The sequence below is a fragment of the Mycolicibacterium sp. lyk4-40-TYG-92 genome (assembly GCF_030209435.1).
GTDB lineage: Bacteria > Actinomycetota > Actinomycetes > Mycobacteriales > Mycobacteriaceae > Mycobacterium.
Genome location: NZ_JARVRX010000002.1, coordinates 92778 through 117924 on the forward strand (window position 1 = coordinate 92778; position 25147 = coordinate 117924).

General features: G+C 65.8%; 21 protein-coding genes. 9 read left to right on the plus strand and 12 right to left on the minus strand.

The genetic code is table 11. The features are described 5' to 3' along the window. Positions 1 to 27: 27 nt before the first annotated feature. The 5 genes from QRN63_RS05205 to QRN63_RS05225 all read right to left on the minus strand — a co-directional run bounded on the left by QRN63_RS05205 (position 28) and on the right by QRN63_RS05225 (position 8217). Positions 28 to 333, minus strand: a complete 306-nt coding sequence (locus QRN63_RS05205; protein ID WP_285029800.1) for a GreA/GreB family elongation factor — start codon at positions 331 to 333, stop codon at positions 28 to 30. Positions 334 to 620: 287 nt separating this feature from the next. Next, positions 621 to 2609 carry an OPT family oligopeptide transporter gene (locus QRN63_RS05210; RefSeq protein WP_285029801.1) on the minus strand — a complete coding sequence of 663 codons (1989 nt, stop codon included), beginning with the start codon at positions 2607 to 2609 and terminating at the stop codon, positions 621 to 623. Between the two features lie 79 nt (positions 2610 to 2688). Then, positions 2689 to 4317 (minus strand): peptide chain release factor 3, encoded by a 1629-nt coding sequence (locus tag QRN63_RS05215; protein ID WP_285029802.1) that lies wholly within the window; start codon positions 4315 to 4317, stop codon positions 2689 to 2691. Between the two features lie 68 nt (positions 4318 to 4385). Further along, a complete protein-coding gene (locus QRN63_RS05220; RefSeq protein WP_285029803.1) occupies positions 4386 to 6197 on the minus strand; it encodes a sulfatase-like hydrolase/transferase in 1812 nt (603 codons plus the stop codon). 196 nt (positions 6198 to 6393) lie between these two features. Beyond that, complete coding sequence (locus QRN63_RS05225; protein WP_285029804.1) at positions 6394 to 8217, minus strand: fatty acyl-AMP ligase; 1824 nt, start codon at positions 8215 to 8217, stop codon at positions 6394 to 6396. 206 nt (positions 8218 to 8423) lie between these two features. Between QRN63_RS05225 and QRN63_RS05230 the strand changes: the two genes are divergently transcribed. Further along, positions 8424 to 8807 carry a DUF6153 family protein gene (locus tag QRN63_RS05230; RefSeq protein ID WP_285029805.1) on the plus strand — a complete coding sequence of 128 codons (384 nt, stop codon included), beginning with the start codon at positions 8424 to 8426 and terminating at the stop codon, positions 8805 to 8807. A 47-nt stretch (positions 8808 to 8854) separates the two neighbouring features. After that, on the plus strand, positions 8855 to 9511 hold the full coding sequence (locus QRN63_RS05235; RefSeq protein ID WP_410506131.1) for a DUF305 domain-containing protein: 657 nt from the start codon (positions 8855 to 8857) through the stop codon (positions 9509 to 9511). Between the two features lie 194 nt (positions 9512 to 9705). On the opposite strand, the gene QRN63_RS05240 is transcribed toward QRN63_RS05235, so the two are convergent. After that, entirely contained in the window at positions 9706 to 12069 is a 2364-nt protein-coding gene (locus QRN63_RS05240) for a lysylphosphatidylglycerol synthase transmembrane domain-containing protein (RefSeq protein ID WP_285029806.1), read from the minus strand. 48 nt (positions 12070 to 12117) lie between these two features. Then, positions 12118 to 13899, minus strand: coding sequence for a penicillin-binding transpeptidase domain-containing protein (locus QRN63_RS05245; protein WP_285029807.1), 1782 nt, complete (start codon positions 13897 to 13899; stop codon positions 12118 to 12120). A 126-nt stretch (positions 13900 to 14025) separates the two neighbouring features. On the opposite strand from QRN63_RS05245, the gene QRN63_RS05250 reads away from it, so the two are divergent. Beyond that, positions 14026 to 14763 (plus strand): SDR family NAD(P)-dependent oxidoreductase, encoded by a 738-nt coding sequence (locus tag QRN63_RS05250; RefSeq protein ID WP_285029808.1) that lies wholly within the window; start codon positions 14026 to 14028, stop codon positions 14761 to 14763. A gap of 130 nt (positions 14764 to 14893) precedes the next feature. On the opposite strand, the gene QRN63_RS05255 is transcribed toward QRN63_RS05250, so the two are convergent. From QRN63_RS05255 to QRN63_RS05265, 3 genes are all read right to left on the minus strand, one after another. Further along, positions 14894 to 15709, minus strand: a complete 816-nt coding sequence (locus tag QRN63_RS05255; protein ID WP_285029809.1) for a hypothetical protein — start codon at positions 15707 to 15709, stop codon at positions 14894 to 14896. A gap of 121 nt (positions 15710 to 15830) precedes the next feature. Next, positions 15831 to 16148, minus strand: coding sequence for a hypothetical protein (locus tag QRN63_RS05260; protein WP_285029810.1), 318 nt, complete (start codon positions 16146 to 16148; stop codon positions 15831 to 15833). 261 nt (positions 16149 to 16409) lie between these two features. Next, positions 16410 to 17042 carry a TetR/AcrR family transcriptional regulator gene (locus QRN63_RS05265; RefSeq protein ID WP_285029811.1) on the minus strand — a complete coding sequence of 211 codons (633 nt, stop codon included), beginning with the start codon at positions 17040 to 17042 and terminating at the stop codon, positions 16410 to 16412. A 78-nt stretch (positions 17043 to 17120) separates the two neighbouring features. On the opposite strand from QRN63_RS05265, the gene QRN63_RS05270 reads away from it, so the two are divergent. Together QRN63_RS05270 and QRN63_RS05275 are read left to right on the plus strand one after the other, a co-directional pair. Continuing rightward, positions 17121 to 18149 (plus strand): aromatic ring-hydroxylating dioxygenase subunit alpha, encoded by a 1029-nt coding sequence (locus QRN63_RS05270; protein ID WP_285029813.1) that lies wholly within the window; start codon positions 17121 to 17123, stop codon positions 18147 to 18149. A 31-nt stretch (positions 18150 to 18180) separates the two neighbouring features. Further along, positions 18181 to 19254, plus strand: coding sequence for an NAD(P)H-dependent amine dehydrogenase family protein (locus QRN63_RS05275; protein ID WP_285029814.1), 1074 nt, complete (start codon positions 18181 to 18183; stop codon positions 19252 to 19254). A 21-nt stretch (positions 19255 to 19275) separates the two neighbouring features. Here QRN63_RS05275 and QRN63_RS05280 read toward each other — a convergent pair whose 3' ends face one another. Then, the gene (locus QRN63_RS05280) at positions 19276 to 19857 is read right to left on the minus strand and encodes a TetR/AcrR family transcriptional regulator (RefSeq protein ID WP_285029815.1); all 582 of its coding nucleotides are present in this window, start codon (positions 19855 to 19857) and stop codon (positions 19276 to 19278) included. 148 nt (positions 19858 to 20005) lie between these two features. On the opposite strand from QRN63_RS05280, the gene QRN63_RS05285 reads away from it, so the two are divergent. Continuing rightward, positions 20006 to 20950, plus strand: coding sequence for an alpha/beta hydrolase family protein (locus tag QRN63_RS05285; protein ID WP_285029817.1), 945 nt, complete (start codon positions 20006 to 20008; stop codon positions 20948 to 20950). A gap of 32 nt (positions 20951 to 20982) precedes the next feature. On the opposite strand, the gene QRN63_RS05290 is transcribed toward QRN63_RS05285, so the two are convergent. Continuing rightward, positions 20983 to 21744, minus strand: a complete 762-nt coding sequence (locus tag QRN63_RS05290; protein ID WP_285029818.1) for a class I SAM-dependent methyltransferase — start codon at positions 21742 to 21744, stop codon at positions 20983 to 20985. A 168-nt stretch (positions 21745 to 21912) separates the two neighbouring features. Between QRN63_RS05290 and QRN63_RS05295 the strand changes: the two genes are divergently transcribed. The 3 genes from QRN63_RS05295 (at position 21913) to QRN63_RS05305 (ending at position 25147) form a co-directional block, all read left to right on the plus strand. After that, on the plus strand, positions 21913 to 22647 hold the full coding sequence (locus QRN63_RS05295; RefSeq protein WP_285029819.1) for an MBL fold metallo-hydrolase: 735 nt from the start codon (positions 21913 to 21915) through the stop codon (positions 22645 to 22647). A 95-nt stretch (positions 22648 to 22742) separates the two neighbouring features. Then, on the plus strand, positions 22743 to 23426 hold the full coding sequence (locus QRN63_RS05300; RefSeq protein ID WP_285029820.1) for a GAP family protein: 684 nt from the start codon (positions 22743 to 22745) through the stop codon (positions 23424 to 23426). Between the two features lie 125 nt (positions 23427 to 23551). Continuing rightward, positions 23552 to 25147, plus strand: a complete 1596-nt coding sequence (locus tag QRN63_RS05305) for an FMN-binding glutamate synthase family protein (RefSeq protein WP_502888089.1) — start codon at positions 23552 to 23554, stop codon at positions 25145 to 25147.

Below are 25147 nucleotides of genomic sequence, written 5' to 3' on the forward strand. Positions count from 1 at the left end.
CCCCGAACATCATTGGTCGGGGAGCGGTCAGTGCCCGACCGTCTCCTGCGGATTCACGCTGTCGACGGCCAGGACCGTGATCGCCATGCTCCGCCCGGATTCTGTCACGTATCTCCGGGTTTCGCCGACGTGCGAGGCGACGAGTGCTTTGCCCAGCGGGCACTCCACGGAGCAGGTGTCGCCCAGCGGCTTGGCGTCGGCGGGCAGGACGAGCTGGAAGACGTCCGTGTCGTCGGGATCGCCGTTGAACGACACGGTGACCCAGGCGCCTGGCACGGCCTGACCATCGAGGGTCAGTTCGTCGCGGGCGTCGATTGTGTTGGTGGATGACATTTCTCGCGGGTGCCGGTCTGCGATGACCGCACCGTGCTGTTCAGCGGCATTCGATGACACCGGGTGTGGGGGCGGAACCCTTGACGCGGTGTTCGGGTGAATTACAGCGTCCACGGTTGTCACTATCCGCCGTGCTGCCGTTGGTGGACGACGCACGCGAGCTTGTTTGCCGTGATGTCACGTGATGTACGTCCGGGTGTCAGAGAGCTCGCTGTGCACCGCGCACCGAGCGTGCGTCAGGATCGCGAAAACTGGCTCAGCAGCGCGCTGACCGCAGACTCGACGCATCAGCGCTCAACCAAAACCGGCTCACTCCCCGCAATCGTCTGCGTCCGCTTGTACATCCACGCCAGCACGGCCGCGAAGGCCACGACACCGATCACTTCAGGGAGAGACCCGCCGAAGCCGGAGAACAGCGCAAATGGCTCATCGGAACCAGTCCCCGCCACGAAGCCCGCGAAGACGACCCCGTAGAGACTCTCGCCGACGATCATGCCCGTCGCCAACAACACACCCAGACGCTTCTTGCGTTCGACATCGCCGCCCGTCCGGTCAGCCCAGCGGTTGTAGAACCAGCCCAGCAGCGCGCCCAACGGAATGATCAGCGTCAGGCTCATCGGCAGGTACATGCCCATGCCGACGGCCAGCGGCGGCAGCGCGAATCGCGAAGTGCGGGTGAGGGTCTCGTCGACCACGATCGCCACCACGCCGATCACGGCACCGAGCCCGATCAGCCCCCAGTTCAGCGAGCCGCCGAACACTCCTTTGGCCAGTGATGAAATCAGCGCGGCCTGCGGTGCGGCCAGCGCATGGTCGCCGGCACCGGGAGCGCCGAGGAACCCGAAGGCGCGCTGCATAAGGTTGAGCACCGGCGGGATGATCGCCGACCCGAACGCCACCCCAATGATCAACGCCACCTGCTGTTTCCATGGCGTCGCTCCGACGAGCTGACCGGTCTTGAGGTCCTGCAGATTGTCGTTGGAGATGGTCGCCACGCCGAATGTGATGGCCGCCGCGAACAGGGTGAACGCCACGAGTGCGGTGGATTGCCCACCGGAGGCAGACCCGAACACGACCTTGATCAACACCGCGGCGATGAGCACCGTCAGGATGCCGACGCCGGAGATCGGGCTGTTCGACGAACCGATAAGCCCGGCCATGTACCCGCACACCGACGCGATGACCAGGCCGATGACGAAGATGAACACCAGACTCGCCGCGATGATCCCAGCCGAATGACCCTGCAGCACAGTGCCGCGGCTGAAATCCCAAAGCAGCACGGCGATCGGCAGCAGCATCACCACGACGGTGCCGACCACGATGGGGAAGGGAATATCGCGCTCGGTGAGTTCGACGACCTGGCCCTGCCGCCGGTCACGCGCCGACACGAGCGCATCGGTGACGCCCTTGAGGATGGGGCGCAGGATCTTCAGCAGCGTCCAGATGGCGGCGACGGCAATGGCTCCGGCACCGACGAAGCGCACCTCGTGCACGAAGATGCCGTCGATGATGTCGCCGATGGGCTCACTGCCGGTGAGAGCACCGTTGGTGCGGATGGGCAGCAGCACCCCGAACGAGATGACGAGCCCGACGAGCATCGCGATACCGACCGTCATGCCGATCAGGTGCCCGACGCCGATCATCGCCATCGACAGGCCGGCGCTGAACATCGTTCCACCCGCACCGATACGGGTATATGCGGTAACCGAATTCGCGAGCACCTTGAGGTTGGCCAGCAACCCGAACGCGGCCGACACCACAGACCCGAACGTGATCACCTTCAGCCCGGTGCGGTTGGCCTCGACGCCTTCGGTGCCGTCACCGACCTTGAGCACCTCTGCGGCGGCGACGCCTTCGGGGTAGGGGAGGTCGGTTCCGGTGACCAATGCCCGGCGCAGGGGGATGGAGTACATGACGCCGAGCGTGCCGCCGACGGCGCACACGGCGACCGTGGTCCAGTAGGGGAAGCCGGTCCACCAACCGATCATGATCAACCCGGGCAGCACGAAGATGATCGCCGACAGCGTGCCCGCCGCCGACGCGACCGTCTGCACGATGTTGTTCTCGACGATCGAGTGGTTGGCGAAGCTGCGCAGCACCGCCATCGAGATGACGGCAGCCGGGATGGCGGTGGCGAACGTCAGGCCGACCTTGAGTCCGAGATAGACGTTGGCGGCGGTGAACACGAGCGTGATGACACCGCCGAGCAGGATGCCGCGGACGGTCAGTTCGCGAAGCGTCGGGGTGGCGGGCGTCGCTGGAGTGGCGGTGGCCAACTCGTGGTCCTCTCTCTTGGGTGCTCTACACCGTAAGCGCTGAGCGCCCAGGTGTGCCCACCTTCGAGAGGACCTGCCGTCAGTTGTCGGCTGCCGCCACCAACGACCGCAGCTTGATCGACGGGTTGTCCCGCTGGAACCCTTCGAGACGCCACGGTGTCGAGAACAGCACCAGGTGCACCCCGTCAGTGCGGGTCAGCACCTCACAGGACACCTGCTTGTTCATGAATTCCACGTCTTCCGCGGAGACGACCCGCGCCACCTGGTACGGCAGCGACTCCAGCGTGATGGCCGCGCCGATCTCGGTCGCCATCCGGTGCGCGGCGACCTCGAACTGCATGGGGCCGACGGCCGCGAACACCGGTGCCTGCTCACCGCGCTTGTCCGAGCGCAGCACCTGAACCACGCCTTCTTGATCGAGCTGCTCGATGCCCTTGCGGAACTGCTTGTGCTTGCTCGGATCCTTGCCGCGGACCACCGAGAAGTACTCGGGGGAGAAGCTGGGAATCGGCGGAAACTCCACGGGCACATCGCGATACAGCGTGTCGCCGGGGCGCAGCGCCTGCGCGTTGGCCAGGCCAATGACGTCACCGGGCCACGCGTCGTCCAGCGTCGAGCGCTGCTGCCCGAACACCGACTGCGCGTACTTGGTCACGAACGGCTTGCCGGTCCCGGCATGCGTCAGCACGTCGCCGCGCTCGAACGTGCCCGAGCACACCCGCGCGTAGGCGATGCGGTCGCGGTGCGAGCTGTCCATACCGGCCTGCACCTTGAACACGAATGCGCTGAACGGCGAATCCACCGGGCGCGGCTCACCCGCGACATCGACGATCGCGCCGGGGGAGGGCGCGAGGTCGACCAGCACGTCGAGCAGCTGGTTGACACCGAAGTTCAACGCGGCCGAGGTGAACAGCACCGGCGAGGATTCGCCGGACAGGAACGTCTCGCGGTCGTAGTCCGAGCCGTCCATCGACAGCAGTTCGGACTCTTCGACGGCGGTGTCCCAGTCACCTTCGGCGGCTGCATGCGCTTCCGAGGCGGGGATGTGCTCCTCCGGCGCGGCGGTGGCGCCACCGGCGGTGCGGGTGAAGCGGATGTAGTGGCCCTTGCGGCGGTCCATCACGCCCTTGAAATCACCGGCGATACCGACGGGCCAGGTCAGGGGAGTGGTGCGCAGCCCGATGCGCTCGTGGATCTCGTCCATCAGCTCCAGCGCGTGCCGGCCCGGGCGGTCCCACTTGTTGATCACCGTGATGATCGGGATGCCGCGGTGCTTACACACCTGGAACAGCTTCAGGGTCTGCGGTTCAAGGCCTTTCGCGGCGTCAATGAGCATCACGGCGCAGTCGACGGCCGTCAGCACCCGGTAGGTGTCCTCCGAGAAGTCGGCGTGGCCGGGAGTGTCGAGCAGGTTGATGACGCAGTCGCGGTACGGGAACTGCAGCGCCGTCGAGGTGATCGAGATGCCGCGGGCCTTCTCCATCTCCATCCAGTCCGAGACTGTCGACTTGCGGCCCGCCTTGCCGTGGATCGCGCCGGCCTCGGTGATCACCCGGGCGTGCAGAGCCAGCGCCTCGGTCAGCGTCGATTTACCGGCGTCAGGGTGGCTGATGACGGCGAACGTCCGGCGACGGGCGGCTTCGGTGGCGACCCGGCCGGCAGCGCGGGTGTCGGAGGCGGAACTGGTGGCGGGGGCGGTGTCGGTCATGGCACCAGCCATGCTATGGGCCGACCAGGCAAAACTTTAAATCGCGACGGCGTGACCTGCAGGTTTGCCTACGCGCGGAGCCGGCACAGCAACCGGCGGACGGCGCTGCCCGGCTCCGGTGGGCGCCGGCTCACATACGGCCACGGATCGTTGCGCTCCGGCACCGACGCCGTCCGGACCAGCTTGAGCTGAGTCCGCAGATGCCGGCGCAGCTCGTGCAGGCTGGGATCAGCCCAGCGGTTGGACGCCTCGATCGGGTCGGCGGTCAGGTCGTAGAGCTCCCACTGGTCGTCGAGTGGATCGGTGCGATAGGTGTCGCCACCGCGGCTGTTGGCCGCCAGATGGCGCACTCCCGGTTCGGTCCAGGTCGCCGGATCATCGAACGTGCGGACCAGCTTCCACAGATGCCCGGAGCCGCCGGCCGCCTCGGCATTGGTGACCCGCGACACCAGCCCCTCGAAGTTGGCCGCGACGTTCGCGGGCACCTTGATCCGCAGCAGTGCAGGGGGATTCGTGTTGGCGCCGATGGCCTGCGCCGCGCCCGACGCTCCGGTGTCGCCCTCGAGGATGTTGTCGCGCGTCATGATGTAGATCGGCCGATCCTGTTCGGCCGCAGCGCCGTTCACCACCGGCATGAGGTCGCGGCCGGGCAGTGGATGCACCTCGGTGAACGAGATGGCCAGTGTTTCGGAAACGGCGGCGACGTCGACCCCGGCGGCGCCGAGCAGGGTCGGCACCAGGTCGACGTGGGAGGTGGGGGCATTGACTTCGCGTGGGGCCGTCGCGTCGGTACCGATCCGGGCGATGACGAACGGGACGCGCGTCGCCTCGTCGTACAGGTTGAACCACTTCTGGTGCAGCCCGCCGTGCGCGCCGAGTAGGTCGCCGTGATCGGAAGTCCGTACCAGTACGGCGTTTTCGGATCCGTTCTCGGTGACGGCGCGGCGCACCCGGTCCAGCGGGCCGTCGACCTCGGCGTGCAGCCGGTAGTAGAGGTCGCGGTACTGCTGGGCGTTACGCCGGTAGGTGCGTTCGATTACCGCTGCCGGGCCGTAGCCGGAGTAGTAGGCCTCGCGGAAGGCGGCCTGCGCGGCCGGCTTGTCGCTCAGATCCTCCATGGCGGTCGGCGCCGCGGGCACGTGCGGCGGCTCGAGGACGGGGTAGTCGAGCAGCGGGCTGCGGCGCACCCAGCCCGGGAACAGCACGATGTCATGGGGATTGACGAAGCTCGCCACGAGCAGGAACGGGCGCAGTGCTTCCGGGTCGCCGGCGCGCCGCCTGGCGTAGCGGTCTTCGAGCCAGGCGACGACGCGATCGGCGACCAACGGGTCCCGCCGAAAACCGCTGTTGGACATGGCCGCTCCGTGCGGCTCGGGCCCGACCCAGCCGGAGAAGCCGTAGGGCCCCAGCGGGTCGGCGTCGAGGTAGGCCTGCACGGCCACGGGGTCCACGACACCGTCGGCGTCGTTGGTGGCGAGCGGCTTGCCGGTCTTGGGGTCCTCGAGGTCGGCGTGCGAGATGTGCCACTTGCCGTCGTAACGCGTGTCGTACCCGGCGGCGCGCAGCCAGTTGCCCAGCGTCGGCACCTCACCCTGGCGCAGCCACCGCAGCCGCGAGTCGTCGTACCGCTTGCCGAGACCGTCGGTCTGGGTGACGCCGTGGAGGTCGGGGTACTGGCCCGTGAAGAGTGTCGGCCGGCTGGGTGCACACGCCAGCGAGCCGGTGTAGTGCCGCGTGAAGCGCACGCCGTTCTCGTCGAACCATCGCCGGCCCGTGAGGGTGCGGTGACGCCAGTCGAGAACGTCGTCGGATTCGTAGGGCGGGATGGCGCGCTCTTCGTCGGTCATGAGAATGACGATGTCGGGCCGCTGCTCCGTCATCTCGGTGCTCCCATCGGGGACAGAGGAATCGCCCCTACTGAGGGGCTACCCCGTCATCCAACACGAGCGGCGAGCACAGCGGCGCAAATTGGCGCGATCGACAAATAACGTTCTGTTAACTCTCATGACTCGTGCCCCAGTGGGCTGCTGCGGCCCCAAATCGAAAGTGCCGCAACAGCGCCCGGCGTGCCGATCGCTAGTCGAATTGACCGGCCAGAAACTCCGCCCGCGCGGCGCTGCGGGCCAGCTTTCCCGACGTCGTACGGGGGATGCGACCGGCCGCAACCAGTCGCACCTCGGCGACGCGCACCTGGTGCTGACGCGACACCGCGGCCCGCACGGCCTCGGCCACCGGTCCCAGTTCGGCGCGGCCCGCACCCACCGCGCGCTCGGCCACCACGACCAGTTGTTCACCCGAATCACCAGGTACAGCAAAGGCTGTCACGTAGCCGGAGCGCACGGCCGACGAGGCGCGGCTGACCGTCGCCTCGATGTCCTGCGGGTAGTGGTTGCGCCCGTCGATGATGACGAGATCCTTGATCCGGCCGGTGACGAACAGCTCGCCGCCGACGTAAACACCCAGATCGCCTGTGGCCAACCACAATGCGTTGTCCTCGGCGCCGTCGGCGTGGCTGACGGTCTGACGGGTCTGCAGCTTGTTGCCGAACACCCGCTCGGACTCCTCGGGCCGGCCGAAGTAGCCCCGGCCGATGTTGTTGCCGTGCAACCAGATTTCACCGACCGTGCCGTCGGCGGCCTCGTCGCCGTCGGGAGTCACGATCGTCACCCACTGATCGGGGATGGCCTGCCCGCACGAGACGTGGGGCACTGCACCGTCGGCGTGCTTGCCGACGACGACGGCCCGGCCCGCCGCTAGCTCCGCGCGGTCCAGATATGTGGCGCACGGCTTTTCGTCCGCGCCGATGCTGGCGACCGACAACGTGGCCTCGGCCATACCGTACGAGGGCTTCACAACCGTCTCGGGCAGCCCGTAGGGCTTGAACGCTTCCATGAACTGCTCGATGGACGGCAGCGTCACCGGCTCGGAGCCGTTGAGCAGCGTCACCACATTGGTCAGATCCAGGGCCTCGCCCTCGGGCGGCAGGCCGCGCTGCGCACACAGCTCGAACGCGAAATTGGGTGCGGCGGCGAACGTCCGGCCGTGTGCAGCCTCGTCGGCCAGCCGTCGGATCCACCGGTAGGGCCGGCGGACGAACGCCATGGGGTCCATCAGGCTGATCTGGCCGCCGCACAGCGCGGGGAACATGATCATGATCAAGCCCATGTCGTGGTACAGCGGCAGCCAGCTCACGCTGCGGATGTCGGTGTCCAGGCCGCCGGCCAGGATCATCTGAATGACGTTGGTGCACACATTCCGGTGGGTGATCTCCACGCCGGCCGGGGTGCGCGTCGAGCCCGAGGTGTACTGCAGGTAGGCCACGTCGTCGGTGCGGGAGTCCGGGGCGACGTACATCTCGGCGAGGGTGCCCGGCACCGCGTCGACGGCGATAACCCGCGGGCGCTCGGCGGCGGGCAGCGTCTTGATGAACGTGCGGACCGCTTCGGCGGCAGCGGTAGTGGTGAGCACCGCCGCCGGTTTGGCGTCGGCCAGCACCGCGGCCAGGCGCTCGGTGTGCCCGGCGAGGGCCGGCGCGAACAGCGGGACGGCGATGTTTCCGGCGTGCACGGCCGCGAAGAACGCCGCGACGTAGTCGACGCCCTGCGGTGCGAGGATCGCCACCCGGTCGCGGGGCGCGGTGACCTGCTGGAGCCGGGCCGCGACGGCGTTGACCTGAGCCCACAGACCGTTCCAGCTGAGTTCGACGATCTCGCCGTCGGGATTCTGCGCGTAGTCGATGAACCGGTACGACGGCTGCTCGCCCATCGCGGCGCGGTTGCGTTCCAGGAACGACGTCAGCGTGATGCCGTCAGGTATGACGATCCTGCCGTCCGGCTGAACGTATTGTTCCAGCGATTCCGCTGCCCCAATAATGCTGTGACTCAAGGCTTCCCGACCCATATGTCGACACTAGTAGCGAATCTAACTAACCGACGAGTCAGACAATTATGAAAGTCACCACTGCGGGAAGGGTGATGTGACGCGGCACACCGGCCATCTGCGGGTGGGACGGCGTCCCACTGGCTCCGGTCGCAGTTTTATTCCCGCAGATATACCCCCCTCGGGTACTATGATTTGCAGACCGCTACCCGAATCCGGAGGCCGACGTGACGCATCGCAGCACGCGATTTCGCGTCGTCGGCATGCTCGTTCTGATCGCGGGCATCATCGGCATGCATTCGCTGATCGTCACGTCGGCACATGGTCCGTCGCATCATCCGCAGGCGGCTGTGCATCAGCATGCGAGTGCCCCGATGACCCAAACGTCCATGTCGGATGCCTGCGACTGCAACGGACACAACGGTTTTCACGCCTGCGTCTTCGTCATGACCGAACTGCTGACCATCCTGGGCCTGGCTTTGCTGTACTGGCTCGGCGTCGCACCCGAGCAGAACGTGCAGGCGCGCATTCGACAGGCGTTGCGGCGCAGGCAAAGAGCCCCGCCGTGGACGGTGCTCACCCTCGCAGAACTGTCGCTCCTCCGAATCTGATGGGCCGCGCCCCGCGTCGACCCATCCAATTCTCAAGGAGTTCAACCATGTTCAAAATCGCATCTATCGCCACCGCTGTTGCAGTTGGAACCGCTGCTGCCATCGCACTCGCGGCGTGTAGCCCGCCGAACCAGCAGGCCTCGACGGTGCCCGCCACCGCCTCGTCGATGCCGATGTCGGGCCACGACATGCCCGGGCACTCCATGCCGGGAATGTCGGGCTCCAGCACGTCGAGCCCCGCGCCGGCCGCTAACTTCAACGACGCCGACGTCATGTTCCTGCAGATGATGTACCCGCACCACGCCCAGGCCGTCGAGATGGCCAAGCTGGTCCCGACCCGCTCGCAGAACCAGCAGGTCAAGGACCTGGCCACGGCCATCGAGAAGGCGCAGGCCCCCGAGATGGAGCAGATGACGACGCTGCTGGCCGGCTTCGGGAAGCCCGCGCCGTCGGCCACCATGAGCCACTCGATGCCGGGCCTGATGACCCCGCAGCAGATGACCGAGCTGACGGGCCTGTCCGGCGCGGCGTTCGACAAGATGTGGCTGCAGATGATGGTCGAGCATCACCAGGGCGCCATCACCATGGCCAATGACGAGCTGAAGAACGGCACCAACGCCGACGCCAAGGCCATGGCCCAGGCGATCGTCACCGCGCAGCAGGCCGAGATCACCACGATGAACGGCATGCTCGCCAAGATGTAGGGGCGGCCTGTCGCCGACGGCTGAGGGCGACCGGTAGCCGCGTCCGCAACTTCGGCGCCGGTCTCCCTTCGCGCCTTTCGCCGGGAGGCGTCGACTTTCCCTGACCAGTCAAGGAAAGTTGACGCCTTCAGATCGCGTGTGTCGCAGGACAGTCCGACACGCCGGCCGCGACACGCCGCAGCAGACACAGAATCTCAGATCATGTCCTTCTCGGTCAGCCAGCGCATGACCGGCCAGCCGATGAACACCGGCAGCCAGCACGTCAGCACCCGGTAGAGCAGTACCGACGGCACCGCGACGGCGGCGGGCAGGCCGAACGCGGCCAGACCACCGATCAGCGCGGCCTCCACGGCACCCACGCCGCCGGGGGTCGGGGCGGCCGAAGCGAGCGTCCCACCGATCATCGTCACGACGCACACCGTCACGAACGACGTCGACCCGCCGAAGGCCTCGACGCTCGCCCACAGCGCCAGCGCCGCGCCGAGAGTCGTTGCCGCACAGCCCAACACGATCAGCCCGAGGCGCCGCGGTTCGCGGGCCAGGTTGACCAGGTCGGCCCACACCTCGGTCAGCCGCGGCCGCACCGCAGTGCCGAGCCAGTGCCGGGCCCGCGGCACCAGAAAGAACGTGCCCACCACGCCGAGTGCGGCGCCGCCGATCAGATAGAGGATCGTCGATGACGGGACGAAGTGCGACAGGTCAGCCGACGCCCCGGCCGCCGCGCTGAAGAAGATCAGCAGCGCGACGTGCGTGAGCACCTGAACCGACTGTTGCAGCGCCACCGCGGCCGTCGCGCGCAAGGCGCCGAGCCCGGCCTTCTGCAGGAACCGCGTGCTGAGTGCCAGCCCGCCGACGCCGGCGGGCGTCGTCGTCGCGGCGAAGGTGTTGGCCACCTGCATGATGGTCAGGTTCTTGAAGCTCACCGACTCGGAGGCACTGGCCCACAACGCGGCCGCGGCCCCGACGTACGTCAGCGCCGACACCGTGAGGCCGAGCAGCGCCCACCACCAGTTGGCGGTCCGCAGCTCGGAGAAGAACGTCGGCACCGTGCTGATGAACGGGTAGGCGACGTACACCAGCGCGACGAGCAGGACCAGCTGGATCACCTGATTGCGGGTGAAGCGGGTGATGGTCTCGGTCTGGATGCGGTCGGCGCCGGTCTGGTGCTTCACCTGGTCGCGGGCCGAGGCGATCACGCCGCGCGAATCGGGCAGCGACTCGCGCAGTCGCAGCGGCATCGCCGACTTGGTCAGCCGGCGCGATGCGGTCAGCACGGTGCCCTCGCCAAACTCCTCGATGGCTGCCGCGACGGCCTCCTCGGCGCCGTACATGGCCGTCGTCGTCACCAGTAGTTGCGCGACGTCGGATTGCAGCTGCACGTCGGACGCGCCGTATTCGGCGTTGCCCAGGCCGCCGAACAGGACCGTGCGGTCGTCGACCGTGAGCTCCGCGGCGCGCAGGTCGCCGTGCGAGATCTGGTGGTGGTGCAGCGCGCCCAGGGCGTGCCACACGTCGGCGACCGGGGTTTCGTTGGTCAGCGGGACGCCGCTTGCCGGGGTGTGCGCGAACATCGTCCACCCGCGATCGAGTGCCGCGAGCGCGATGGTCCGGGTGTTCGCCAGGTCGAGGTCGCCGACCGCGATGGTCATGAGCGCCCGGTGCTCGACGGCGCGGCGCATCGAGGTCTGCAGGGGAGCGGTCTCGTCGTTGCGCAGCGTGATCTTGCGCCAGAGCTGGCTCATGGCGCCGCCCACGCGCTGGTTCGGCCCGTACAGCTCGACGACGGCACGCGTGCCGTCGGCCGAATCGGCGCTGAGCACCAGCGGCCCGGTCCCGGCCGGCCGGATGACCGTCAGCGCCGACACCTCGAACTGGCGGCGGGCCAGCGCCTGGACCCCGCCCGCCAGCGGAACTTCCAGCGCCGGGGTGCCGCTGACCAGCACCACCAGCGCCCCGACGAACCATCCGACGGCCAGACCGAGGAGCGACCGGGCCGGCACGATCGCGCTGACCACGAGGTGGATCGGGACGAACGCCAGCAACAGCGTCCACCACCAGCGGCGCAGCCGGGCAGGCTGCCACGGGCCGGACACCGTCAGCACCGCGGCCAGCAGCGCGATCCAGCGGGGGTCGTCGAGGAATTGGGAGAAGACGGTGTTGAGGCGGTCGGACAGGTCGAAATGCCACTTGGGTGCCGCGATGCCTTTGGAGTTGATGGACAAGACCAGCACGGCGAGCAAGCCGGCGGCGGCGTAGGGACCGAGCAGCTTCCATTGCCGCGTGACCAGCAGGCTCAGCAGGATGACGAACGGCAGCGCCAGGATCGCGATGGCGTACGCGATGTAGACCAGATTCGACTGGGTCGGCGTGAGCACGCCGACGATCCGCGACACGGACCGTTCCAGCCGCACCCAGTCGTTACGGGTGATCAGCGAGCTGGTGACGACGGTGATGAGGAACGCCGTCGCGGCCACCAACCGCAGGATGTCGTTGGTCCGGCGGGTGATCGGTTGCAGCAGGCTGCCCGAGACCGCAACCTCGCGTCCGTCAACCCGCATCAGCCAAGAATCCCAAGTGGCGACCCCGTTGGCGAAATTGGCACGCCGTTACCCGGCCAGCGCGGGCCGCAGGAAATCCCCGCTGACGGCCACCGCGGGAGCCGACGAATCCCCGCCGACCACCAGCGTCGCGAACGCGAGGTCCCCGACGATGCCCGCGAACCAGCCGTGCGAGTGCGTGTTGTCGCCGAATTCCGCGGTCCCGGTCTTGCCGCCGAGGCCGTCGATGTCCTTGAGCGCGGTCGCGGTGCCCTCGGTGACGGTCAGGCGCATCATGGCCCGCAGCGCGTCGGCGGTCGGCTTGTCGATCGGGGTCGACGGCGTGCTGGCGGTGGTCTGCTGGCCCGGCAGCAGGGTGGGCGTGATGGTCGATCCGTGCGCGAGGCTGGCCTCGGCGACGGCCAACCCGAACGGGCTGACGGTGACGGTGCCCTGGCCGATGCCGTTCTCGACGCGCTGCGCCGGGGTGTCGGCGTTGGGCACCTTGCCCGTCACCGTGGTGATGCCGGGGACGACGAAGTCGACGCCGATGCCGAGGTTCTTGGCGGTGTTGGGCAGCGCGTCGGCGGGCAGCTTGTCGGCGAGAGCGCCCATGGTGGTGTTGCAGGAATGCGCGAACGCCTGCTCCAGCGGGACGGTGCCGAGGTCGAACTTGTCCTCGTTGGGGATGGTGCGGTTCTCGATCGTCACCGCGCCCGGGCAGGGCTCGGGGGAGTCGGCCTTCGCGAGCCCCTTCTCGAGGGCGGCCGCGGTGGTGACGGTCTTGAACGTCGACCCCGGCGGGTACAGGCCGGTGAAGGCGATGGGCCCCTGCGCGTTGGCCGCGTCGTTCTGGGCCGCCGCGAGGATCGCGCCGGTACTGGGGGCGATGGCGACGAGCACGGTCGGGCGGGGCTCGGTGGACACGGCGTGCTGCGCGAGAAGCTGCAGGCGCGGGTCCAGAGTGGTGCGGACGGGTTTGGTGTCCGCGGGCGCATTGTTCGTGAGCTCGTCGGTGGGCTGTCCCTGGTCGTCGACCAGATCCACGGACCAGCCGGCGGTCGCGTCGATGGCCTGCTGCCAGATCTCGGGCAGGCCACTGATGGCCGGCGAGTGCAGATTGGGGTCGGCGGTCAGCAGCGCGCCCTGCTTGGTGACGGTGACGCCGGGAATCTGGGTGAGCTCGTCGGCGACCTGGGCGAGATCTGCTTCCCGAAGCTTGACGACGGTGACGCGGTCGTCCTGATTTCCGTTGAACTCATGGGTGATCGACTCGCCGGTGATGGTGTCGTCGAACCGGGCAACCACCGGGGCCAGTGCCGCGGCGGAGTCCAGGTGGTCGCGGCTGAGGGTGATGACGCCGACGGTCTGCCAGTTGAGCAGCGGTTGGCCGTTGCGGTCGACGACGGGCGTCAGCAGCGCTTTGTCTTCGCTGTACTGGAACGTTCCGCCCTGCCGGAGCTTGGGATGCAGAAGCGCCGGGGCCCAGCGGATTTTCCAATCCTCGCCGACCTTGGTGGCGATAGCCGTTGTGTCGTAACGGAATTCGCGGCCAGGACCGAAGGACCAGGTGTAGGCGAGTTTGGCGGTCGACTTGTTGTCGCCGTCGCCGGCCGTCGCTTTGACGTCGAGGGTGGCGTTTTTGCCCATGCCGTCGAACATGGACTTGATGGCCGGTTCCGACGCGCCGGCGTCGGTGGTGTCCTTGGCGGCGGCGCCGGAGTCCTTGCGGTGCAACGCATCAGCAAACGCGTTGAAGGCATCCTCGGGTTCGGGGCCGCCGAACAGCGAGCATCCGGTGGAGCCGAGGAGCAGCGTGCAGGTCAGCAGCAGCGCAATACGTTTCGTCATGACCCTTCGAGCCAACCATGAGTCGCTATGAATTCCGGCGTTGAAACGCTGGGGTGGGCCGGTATCGCGTAATGTCCGAGCCGATCGGTATTCCGCTACCGTGCGGAGCGTATTGAAAGGTCTGACATGAGTGGTGTGGTGGTCACCGGTGGTGCGTCCGGTATCGGCCTGGCGTCGGCCAAGGCGCTGATCGCCGACGGTCGCGCGGTGTCGCTGTTCGACATTTCACCGTCGGTAGTGGCGGTCGCGGAATCGCTCGGGGCGCACGGCGTCGTCGTCGACGTCACTGACACCGACTCCATGGCCGCCGCCGTCGAGCAGGCTGCCGCGGCGATGGACGGTATCGACGGACTGGTGCACGCCGCCGGTCGGGTGCTGCCGGAACCAGTCGGGATGTTCACCATCGAATCCTGGGACGCCGTCGTCGACGTGAACCTGCGCGCGCAGGCGCTGCTGTCCCAACTGCTGCTGCCGTATTTCGAGAAGGCGCTGGCGGCCGGTGCTGCCCCGGCGATCGTGGGGATCTCGAGTATCGAAGGGCTGGTTGGCAATCCATTCATCCCGGCGTACTGCGCCTCTAAGGCCGGGCTGCTGGGCCTGACCCGGTCGGTGGCAGGTCAGTTGGGACCCTTGGGAATTCGCGTCAATGCCGTGTGTCCGGGCTTCATCGAGACGCCGATGCTGGCCGACGCATTGGCTGTTCCCGAGGTGAAGACGGCGTTCGTGTCGGCGGCGCCGTTGGGCCGGCTGGGGCAGCCCGAGGAGATCGGGGCGACGGTGGCTTTCCTCATGTCGCCCAAGGCGTCGTTCATCACGGGGACTCAGATCGTGGTCGACGGGGGAGTGACGTCACGGCACGCGTAGGCGTATTTGGCCGCAGTCTGAACGGGTTTCAACGACGAAGGACGATGTAAACCGATTGTCGCCTCTGCGAGGTCCTGATGGGTCGTGAGTGTGCGTCCTTCGGGGGCCAAAGGTGGAGCGAGGGCGGCAATCAGCCGATCAAGTCGAGTAAGGCGCCGGCAGGATCCAGAGCCGAGACCAAACTGTAGAAGGCCAGCGTCAGGTACAGCAGTGAGGCGACGAACATGATGCCGCCGATTGCCGTGCACGCCACCCGTGCCCTGGTGCCGGTGTGGATTGCGCTCCGTCGCCGGCGCCAACTCGCGACGGCCGCACTGCACGAAACCACAGCCAACAACAAAGCTGTACCAGTCAAGGCCCAGTGGTAGACCGCGACGTCGCCGATGAGCGTATGCAATGCGGGAGTGCGCGACTCGGCACTCGAGTCATCGGTGAGGCCGATCCTCATCTCATCGCGCGTACTCGTGAGATCGCCGCGTGCGGGAGCCTCCTCCAGCATGGGCATCAGGGCAATCGAAGGTGCAGCGGTGGACTGGATGTTGACGGCCAGCACCCCGCCGGCCGCGATCACGAGGATGGTCGGGACCCCGGCAGTCCACGCGAGCACTTTCGTTTGGCCGGTGGTCATCGCGTAGCGGCGCCATAGTCCAACTGTGAGCATGATCAGCACCACCATCGCGAGGCCGCTGATGGCGATCTTTACGGCATGCCAGATCCGCCAGTAGTCGACGATTTGCCCCAAGTCGGCTGGAAAAGACGACCTACCGCTGCGCCAGAAGTCATCGAGGCCGGTTGCGACGCCCACAGGGAGACTGGAACGATCGCCGACGCCGGCGTAGACAGCGTGCGAGACGACGGCAGGCACAGTCATGAACGCGGCGATGAGGCAAACAAAGCACACCGCCAGCAGGGCTAGCACCCAGCGCGAAGCCAGTTGGCGGGTCACGCGTCCGAGACTAGTTGACCCAAAGGTTCTTCTTCGTCGCCATGTGCGGTGGTCATAAACAGTCGATGACCGTCAATTCAACTATTGCCTGCAAACTGTATTTCCACTCCGTGGGAATCATTCATCGGTTACACATGAGATCAACGTACGCAGTCTTGTACCGAACGAGATTGCCGACGTTCCCGGTCGGGCCTCGCTGTATCCAGGAGTGCTTGACAGCAGTGCCCTCCCGCACCGCGATGACCGTGCATTGCTCGATGGGTGCGTTGCCGACCTTGTTGAGGATCGGCCGAAGTCCTTGTGCTTCCAGGTCGCTGATCGTGGCCTGGGCCGATTTCTGCATCTCGGGCGCAGCGAGCGCCGGTGCCGCCGAGCCCAGACTCAACGCGATCGCTAGAGACGCAATCACGACGCTCTTGGTAATACCGTCGCCCAACAACTCAATTTCCTTCCAGCATTTAAAACGCATTTATCTGCGTAATCTCAAATTCAATGCTAGTCAGGATCGAAGGCGTGTCGAGATATTCATAGGCGACACATAATGATCGCCATGCCAATCGCATATTTGATTCATAGCCATGTCAGGCAATGGCCAGCTCATAGCGCCCGGACGAGGGGCCCGTAGGCGCACGCCAGGGTCGGGGGCCGGATCTGTCTGGGGTTGAGTGAAGCGCTGCCTCTGTGGTGGAAGGACGTCCGTTCAGTCGCTCGATTGCAGGTAGGCAACCAGCGCGTTGGTCAACCCGCGACGCGCAACATCGAGGTCTGCGTAGGAGCCGAGTTGCCGTTCGGAGACCAGGCCGCGCATCGCGCCGGGAATCAAGGTCGCGACCTCACGGACGCGTTCAGGGTCGGCGCCGAGGTCCTCAAAAGCGGTGCGGCAGATCTGCAGCCACGACTGACCCCAGGAATGCAATTCGGCTGCAGTCCTTGGGTATAACCGCTCCAGTTCTGCGTGATCGCGGGGGAGCGCGGCGCGCAAGTTCTCGATGGCCCGTGAATCGGGGGAGTCCAGCCCCGCGTAGAGGGTGTCGATGATGGTTGCGACGCGGTTGCTCAACTGGGCGTCGGAGCTGACGGACGCGAACACGTCGGCCCGGCGTTCCGCCGTGCGGTGAAGCACTGCGGCCCAGAAACCGTCGGTGTCGCCGAATTGGTATTGCACGGCACCCCAGGTCGCGCCGATTTCCTTGGCTATCCGGTTGGCTGACACCGATCCCGGGTCGCCCGAGGCCAGCGACTTCAATGCGGCCTCCAGCATGTTGTCGCGGGTCGCCTGGCCGCGCCGATTCGGGCGCCGCGCCGGCGTCGACGCCTCCGTCGTCTCGGTCATGTTCGAAGGATATCCCGCTGGACAGATTTTGATTGAAGCTACTATGTAATTTTCATTGATTGTTCTATGCTTCCGTTCATGGCTAAGCCGCCGCTTTCGATGAGACCGACCGGCTGGTTCCAGGTCGCCTGGTCCGACGAGGTCGGCGTCGGTGACGTGCACCCCATGAAGTACTTCGGTCAGGAGCTGGTCGCCTGGCGTTCGGAGTCTGGTCAGGTCACCGTGATGGACGCCTACTGCGAGCACCTTGGCGCGCACCTCGGGTTCGGTGGCACCGTACGAGGCGAGGTGTTGCAGTGCCCTTTTCACGGTTGGCAGTGGAATCAGGAGGGGCGCAACGTCTGCATTCCCTACGAGAGCCGGCCCAATCGCGGGCGTCGTATCAAGACCTACCCGGTTACCGAGCGCAACGCCTCGATCTATATCTGGCATGACATCGATAACCGTGATCCGTTCTTCGATGCGCCCGACGTTTTCGCCAGTTTCGGTGACGGAAGCAGCGAGGCGGATTACTACCCGCAGCAGCGATTGTTCGAGCAGAGCCGTGAGATGCACCCGCAGTATGTGCTCGAAAACGGCGTAGATTCCGCCCATTTCAAGTATGTGCACGGGACGCCCATCAATCCGGTCTTCACCCGGCACGACTTTGACGAACCGGTGTCCTATGTCGATTTCACGATCACGTTCGAAGGTGACGACGGCCAGCGGATCGAGGATGTCAACAGCGGGGTGGAGGCAATCAACGGCGGCCTCGGCATCGCGGTGACCAAGAGCTGGGGGATGATCGACAATCGCACGATCTCGGCCATCACCCCTGTCGACGACCGCACCTCCGACATCCGTTTCATGGTGTACATCGGACGACCCAAAGGTGAGGTGCGTGACCTTGATCGGGCTCGGGTCAGGGCCGAGGAGTTCGGCGCCGAAGTCATCCGGCAGTTCCGCCAGGACATCCATATCTGGTCGCACCAGCGCTATTCCGATCCGCCCGCCCTGGCCACCTCGGAACTCGAAGGATTCACCGCGCTCCGCAACTGGGCGCTGAAGTTCTACCCGGACGGCAAAGGCGGCAGCGCCGCCGAGCTGGCCGCGCGATCCACGCACTGACCACGACAACTTCAATAAGGGAGGCTTGTCCATGCCGATAACCGTCTTTCAGGTCGCGACCGGCAACGTCGGCACCGAGATGATCAAGCGGATCGCCCATCGGCCGGAGCTCGAACTCGTTGGTGTGCATTGCTATTCGCCGGACAAGGTCGGCAAGGACGCCGGTGAGCTTGCCGGACTAGCGCCCAACGGTGTGATCGCCACCGGCACGGTCGAGGAGATCATCGCTGCCAAGCCCGACGTGCTGACCTTCCACGGCGTGTTTCCCGACGAAGATCTCTACGTCAAGGTGCTTGAGGCCGGCATCAACATCGTCACCACCGCCGACTGGATCACCGGCTTCCACCGCGATACCAATCACCCGCACCACTCGGGTAAGCCCGTCACGCAGCTGCTCCAAGAGGCCTGTGAGAAGGGCAATTCCACGTTCTACGGCACCGGTATGAACCCCGGCCTCAATCAGATTCTCGGGGTGGTGTGCTCGGCCGATGTCGCGGAAATCGAGAACGTCACCACCATCGAGTCCGTCGACGTGTCCTGCCATCACAGCAAGGACACCTGGATCGAGGTGGGATACGGTCTGCCCGTTGATGATCCGTCGATCCCGGGCAAGCTGCGGAAATACACGGAGGTCTTTGCCGACTCGGTCTACCTGATGGCCGACTGCTTCGGGCTCGAGCTCGACGAGGTCAAATTTGAATACGAGCTCGGTGCCTGCACCAAGGATGTCGACCTGGGCTGGTACACGCTGCCCAAAGGCTCCCTCGGCGGCAACTACATCAAGTACCAGGGCATGGTCGACGGCGTGCCACGCATCGAGACCCATCTGGAATGGCAGATGACGCCCCACACCGACCCGCACTGGAACATCAAGGGCTGCTACATCACTCACGTCAAGGGTGACCCCTGTATCTACAACAAGCACATGATCTACCCGAAACCCGGTGTGGACCTGTCCAATCCGGACAACTTCGCATCCATCGGCATGACCGTCACCGGCTTGCCCGCGCTCAACGCCATCAAGTCGGTGGTCGCGGCCCGGCCCGGCATCATCACCAGCGCCGACCTTCCGCTGCGCGGCTTCGCCGGACGATTCAAGCTCTAGCCGTACTCGTCCCCATACGATTCAGTGCGCCGCATTCGGTGTCCACAGTGCGTCGAGCGCCGCTGTGAGGATGGGCGCCCGGAAGACCGGGTCCCCGGGGATGTTGGCAATCGACGCAATCAGCGCGAGTATCTGTTCTGCGTCGAGGTCGTCGCGCAGCTCGCCGGACCGGTGTGCTTCCTGAACCAGTCGTTCGGCGGCGCCGAGCACGAGGGCGAAACCTTCACGGAAAACCGGACTCTCGGCGCCGACCAGGTCAAGTAGCTCGCTGGCCAGAACGCGCTTGTTCAAGAAATAACCATAGAAATGGCGCAACCAGGAGTGCAACCTGGCGCCCGCCGTGACATCGTCGCACGTCTGTGCGGCCTGGCAGATCGCGGCGATTTCCTCGCTGTAGAGCGCTTCCAACAACGTGCGCCGGTCTGCGAAATTTCGGTACAGGGTGGCAGAACCGATGTTCGCGCGGCGCGCGATATCAGCCATCGACACATCCGCATCGGGGTCGGCGAACGCCGCCCGAGCGGCGGCCAGGATCTTTTCACGATTGCGCTGCGCGTCGACGCGGCGGCTGGCGGATCTCGCCATCGGCTCCTCAGGCGTCATGTCTCTCACCTCACAGTTCCAAGCCGTGGTCGACAAGTGGGGAGGGTCTCCGTATTGTCTAAGTGGGCACCCTGCCCACTTGCACAATATCCATCCCGCCCGGGCGCCACCAACTGGTCGCGCGTACGCATCGCCCAGGAGTTCTGTCATGACCCACACTCCAACACCCACCGACAGTGTCATTGGCGCGCCGACCGCGACGTTGTCCGTCCGGCCCGTGCTCCTGCGTGCCCCGGATCGGGGAGATGACCTGCAGGTCCGTGTCACCGCGCCACGTGACGGCGAGGCTCTGCCGGTCGTGTTGTTCTCGCACGGGTTCGGCTTCTCCATGGACGCCTACGGCCCGTTGACCGACTTCTGGGCCGCGCACGGCTTCGTCGTCATCCAGCCCACCCACCTGGACTCGGCGTCGCTGGGCCTGGCGCCTACCGACCCGCGTGGACCTGAGATCTGGCGCCACCGGGTCCAGGATCTGGCGAGCATCGTCGACAACCTCGAGGATGTCATCGCCGCCGTACCCGATCTCGCTGCCCGGGTGGATCGCGGCAATATCGCGGTTGCCGGCCACTCCTACGGTGCCACCACCGCGAGTGCGCTGCTGGGTGCTCGTGTGCTGGCCCCGGCCGGCGATGCGGGCGAAGACTTCACCGACTCGCGCGTTCGCGCCGGGGTGCTGCTGAGCCTGGCTGGATTGGCCGGTGACGATCTCACACCGATTGCGACCCAGTTGTTCCCGTTCATGAATCCCAGTTTCGAGCATTTCAGCGCTCCGGCGCTCATCACCGCCGGCGATGCGGACCAGTCACCACTGTCCACCCGCGGCCCGGATTGGTGGGAGGACGCCTACGTGTACAGCCCGGGCAACAAGGACCTGCTCACCCTCTTCGGTGCCGACCACGCCCAAGGCGGCATTCACGCGTACGGGACAGTGCCGCAGTCGGATTCGGACAACCCCGCTACCGTTGCGCTGGTGCAGCGCACCACCACTGCCTACCTGCGTAGCGTGCTGGGTGTCGATGAGACCAGTTGGCACGCAGCGCAACAGGAACTGGCCAACCGGCCCGAACTGGGCGGCCGGATCGCCACCAAGTGAGTCCTGAGCGGCCGGCGTCTCGCCTCACTTGGCTAGGGGAGTTCCGCGACGAGCAGTCGATAGCCGAGGTCCAGTTCTGGAAGATTCAAGAGATGCGCGTACTTGAGGTGCCATTCGCCGGTGTTCAGTTCGGTGGCTAGACGCGAAAGCCCTTCTTCGAGTTGGTGCTTGGGCGTCAACGCACATAACGACATCCCGGCGCGAACCGTCTCGTCCAAGTAGGCATGGGGTCGGCGCCAGTACGCTCCACCGAATCCATCGGTGCAGTCATGCGGCACTGGAATGGGGATTGCCGTTGCCTCGCCGAGCAGCGCCATCAGCGTTGAAATGGGGACGGCCAGTTGGGCGTCGGTCGCTGCTGCCGCGGGTAGATAGTCGCGCAGCAGCCAAAATTCTTTGAAAGTATCGTGGTCCCAGGTCAATATGGCTACGCGACGGCGGGCGACACGAATCAGTTCTGCAAGCCCGCGCTTGAGATCTCGCCAATGATGCACAGTCAGCACCGCGACTGACGCGTCCACGCTGGCCGAGCGGAGCGGTAGGTGTTCGGCAACTGCCTGCACAGCGGAGGCAGCGTCGGTACGTCGCTGGTTGATCATCACCCGGCTGGGCTCGACCGCGATGACCGTTTGGGCTGGTTCGTACGATCCGGTGCCCGCCCCGATGTTGGCAACCGAGGCCATGCCGGCCAGGGCGGCATTGATGGCCGCGCCGATACGCGGATCGGGTTGACGGGTGCTCGCATAAGTGAGACCGGTCTCGTCGTACCGGTGATGTACCCCGCCGCCAGACACAGACCATTACTAACACCAAATCGGTAGGGGCAGTCCGTTATGGACCTCTTCGGAAAACCAGTCGCAGGTGATGCCGGTAGGCGGGGCACGCGCAGACCGCTGGTCAGCATGTACGCACATTCCAGCCCGTCGTTTCGTCGGTAACCTGACTGTGGCGGAGGGGCAGAGATGGGTGTGAAACCAGAACGATTCGCGGACTCACCCGTGACGCGGGTGTCCCGGTGGTGTTTCAACTGCTATCTGATCGACGGCGATGACGGAAATGTCGTTGTGGTCGACGCGTTCATGCCGAAACTGTTCGCCGACATTACCCCGCTGCTGAGTGGCCGCAGTCCCGTGACGGTGACCGCCACCCATGGCCATCCCGATCACCTCAGCGGCGCACCGGCGATCGCCGAACGGTACGGAGCGGGTATTCACTTGGCGACCGAGACGGTCTCCTACATCGACGGCACTGCCACACCCCGCACACCGAGCGTGGCCAAGCTCGCCCGGACGTGGCCGGTCCTGTTCGGCCAACCGTTCGACGCCAAGGCCGCAGCCGGTTTCGTCGCGGCATCGGCAACGGTCGGATTCGGCACCACGCGCGGAATGCTGTGGCCGGGACCCGCACCCGCTGGCGCACTTAGCGACGGCGATCGACTACCAGGGGCATCGGCGTGGACGGTGATCGCCGCGCCCGGTCACACCGATGACGGAATTGCGTTCTGGCACGCAGACTCTCGCACGCTACTGTCGGGAGACGCGGTGATCACCATGCACGGTCGACCGCGGTTCGCGCCGGACACGATCGATGCCGCGGCCAGCGCTCGCACCGCGGCACGCCTGCGCTCGCTACACGTGGAACATGTACTCCCTGGCCACGGCTTGCCGTCTCACGGCATCGGCGTGCTGGACAGCTAAAGCTCGGTCTGGCGCCGTATGGTGCAGGGGAAATTATCGCGAACGTGTCGGCGCAGCCTTGCCGACGTTCTAACGGGTGTCGGGGGAACGCGACGATGACGGCACTGCTGCTGACGTTGGCGGGTTTGGCTTTTCTCGACTCGCTCAACGTCCTGAACATCGGCGTCGTCTCGGCAGTGATCTACGGCAGTCGATTGAATCGCCAGTCTGCGCTACCGGGTGGACTGAGCTTCATCGTCGGAGTCTTGGCAGTAACAAGCACTTTCGGTCTGTGTGCCGTACTCGGCTTGGGATGGTTGACCAATCTGACCAACTTCCACCTGACACCTTCGGTCAGGTACTGGGGTGAGATCGGGCTCGGACTGGTGCTGATCGTGCTGGCATTCTTCCCGCTGGTCGCCCAGAGCACGGCACCGGGCTGGGCGCTGGCTGCCGTGCGCCAGCGCCCTTGGTTGCTCGGATTCCTCGGTGCCGCAATCGGTCTCGGCCAAGCCCCCACCGCCGTTCCGTTCTTGGCGGGCCTGGCGATGATTGCGGCGCTGCAGCCTCGGCCACCCACCTGGCCAGTGATAGTGATCGTGTACTCGGTCCTCACCATGTTGCCGTGCATCGCGCTTCTCGGCCTGTCCACCAGCCGAAGTAGACGGGCCGACCAGGCACAGCGCTGGCTGGTGCGAACTCTCACTCGATACGGGCCGATCGGCGTTCGCCTCTTGTTTCTGGTAGCTGGAGTGGCCCTGTTCGCGGACGCGGTTGTTCACCACAATCAATGGTGGTGATTGGACACGCCACCGGCAGTTCACATCTGCAGCGCACGGCTTGGTCGACGTCTACGTGTTGGTGCCTGAAACGGCTGATTCTGGGTATTACGCCGACAGCGGTTCGTCAGACGAAGAGGGTTGGCGTGATTCGGTTCGTGATCGTCGCGGCATTGGCTGCCACTGCGGCAGGCCTTGCGGTTACCGCGCTGTTCGGTGGTTGGATGTGGTGGATTGCCGCGGGGGCCGTGGGTGCGGTGGCCGCGATAGCTGTCTTCGATGTCACTCAACGACGTCATTCTGTGTTGCGCAATTACCCCGTGGTCGGGCACATGCGGTACCTGCTCGAGGCGCTGCGCCCGGAACTGCAGCAGTACTTCATCGAACGCAATTTTGACGGCCGACCGTTCGACCGCGATGTCCGCTCACTGATCTATGAGCGGGCCAAGGGCACCGCGGCTGAATTGTCGTACGGCACCGAACGGGATGTCGACGAGGCCGGGTACGAGTACCTGGTGCACTCGACCGCGCCCGTGGAGCCCCCGCCGGAGCCCTACCGGGTTCGGATCGGAGGCCCGGACTGCACCCGGCCCTATGACATGGCACTGCTGAATGTGTCGTCGATGAGTTTCGGAGCGCTCTCGGCCAACGCGTTGAAGGCCCTGAACGCCGGCGCGCGACGCGGAGGGTTCGCACACGACACCGGCGAAGGCGGGTTGACGCCCTACCATCTCGGTGGCGCCGATCTGGTCTGGGAAATCGGGTCCGGCTACTTCGGCACGCGTACGCGCGACGGGCGTTTCGATCCGGATCAGTTCGCCGACAAGGCCGCTCATGACGCGGTCAAATGTGTCTCGCTCAAGCTCAGCCAGGGGGCCAAGCCAGGAGTGGGCGGTGTGCTGCCGGCGTCGAAGGTGAGCCACGAGATCGCCGAATACCGTGGGGTGCCCGCGGGGGAGAAGTGCGTGAGTCCTGCTGCGCATTCGACGTTTTCCACTCCGCGTGAGCTTGTCCAGTTTGTGGGCCGGCTCCGTGAGCTCTGTGACGGCAAGCCGGTCGGTTTCAAGCTGTGCGTCGGCTCGCGTGTGGACTTTCTGGCGATCTGCAAAGCGATGCTGGCCGAAGGCATAACCCCCGATTTCATCATCGTGGACGGCGCGGAGGGCGGGACGGCGGCTGCGCCCCTGGAGTACGAGGACCATGTCGGGCTTCCACTGACTGACGGATTGATGACGGTGCATAACGCGCTGGTCGGTACCGGTCTGCGCGACGTGATACGCATCGGCGCCAGCGGGAAGGTCGCCGCGGGCAACGACATCATCAAACGGCTCATCCAGGGCGCCGATTACACCAACGCAGCACGAGCCATGATGATGGCGATCGGGTGCATCCAATCGCAGCGCTGCCACACCAATCACTGCCCGGTCGGGGTCGCCACTCAGGATCCGCGACGGGCGCGAGCCCTCGACGTCGGTGACAAAAGTATGCGCGTATATCGCTATCAGAAGGCCACCGTCGAGCAGGCGATGAAGATCATGGGCTCGATGGGGATCGCCGACCCGGCAGAGCTGTCGCCGCACCTATTGCGTAAGAAAGTCTCGGCCACTCAGCAGGTCTCCTTTGCCGAACTCTACGAGTGGTTGCAGCCAAACGAGCTCATCGAGCAGGTGCCCCAGAGCTGGGCTTTCGACTGGGCGGCCGCCGATGCCGATTCGTTCCGGCCCGTCGTTCGATCGCGGTGA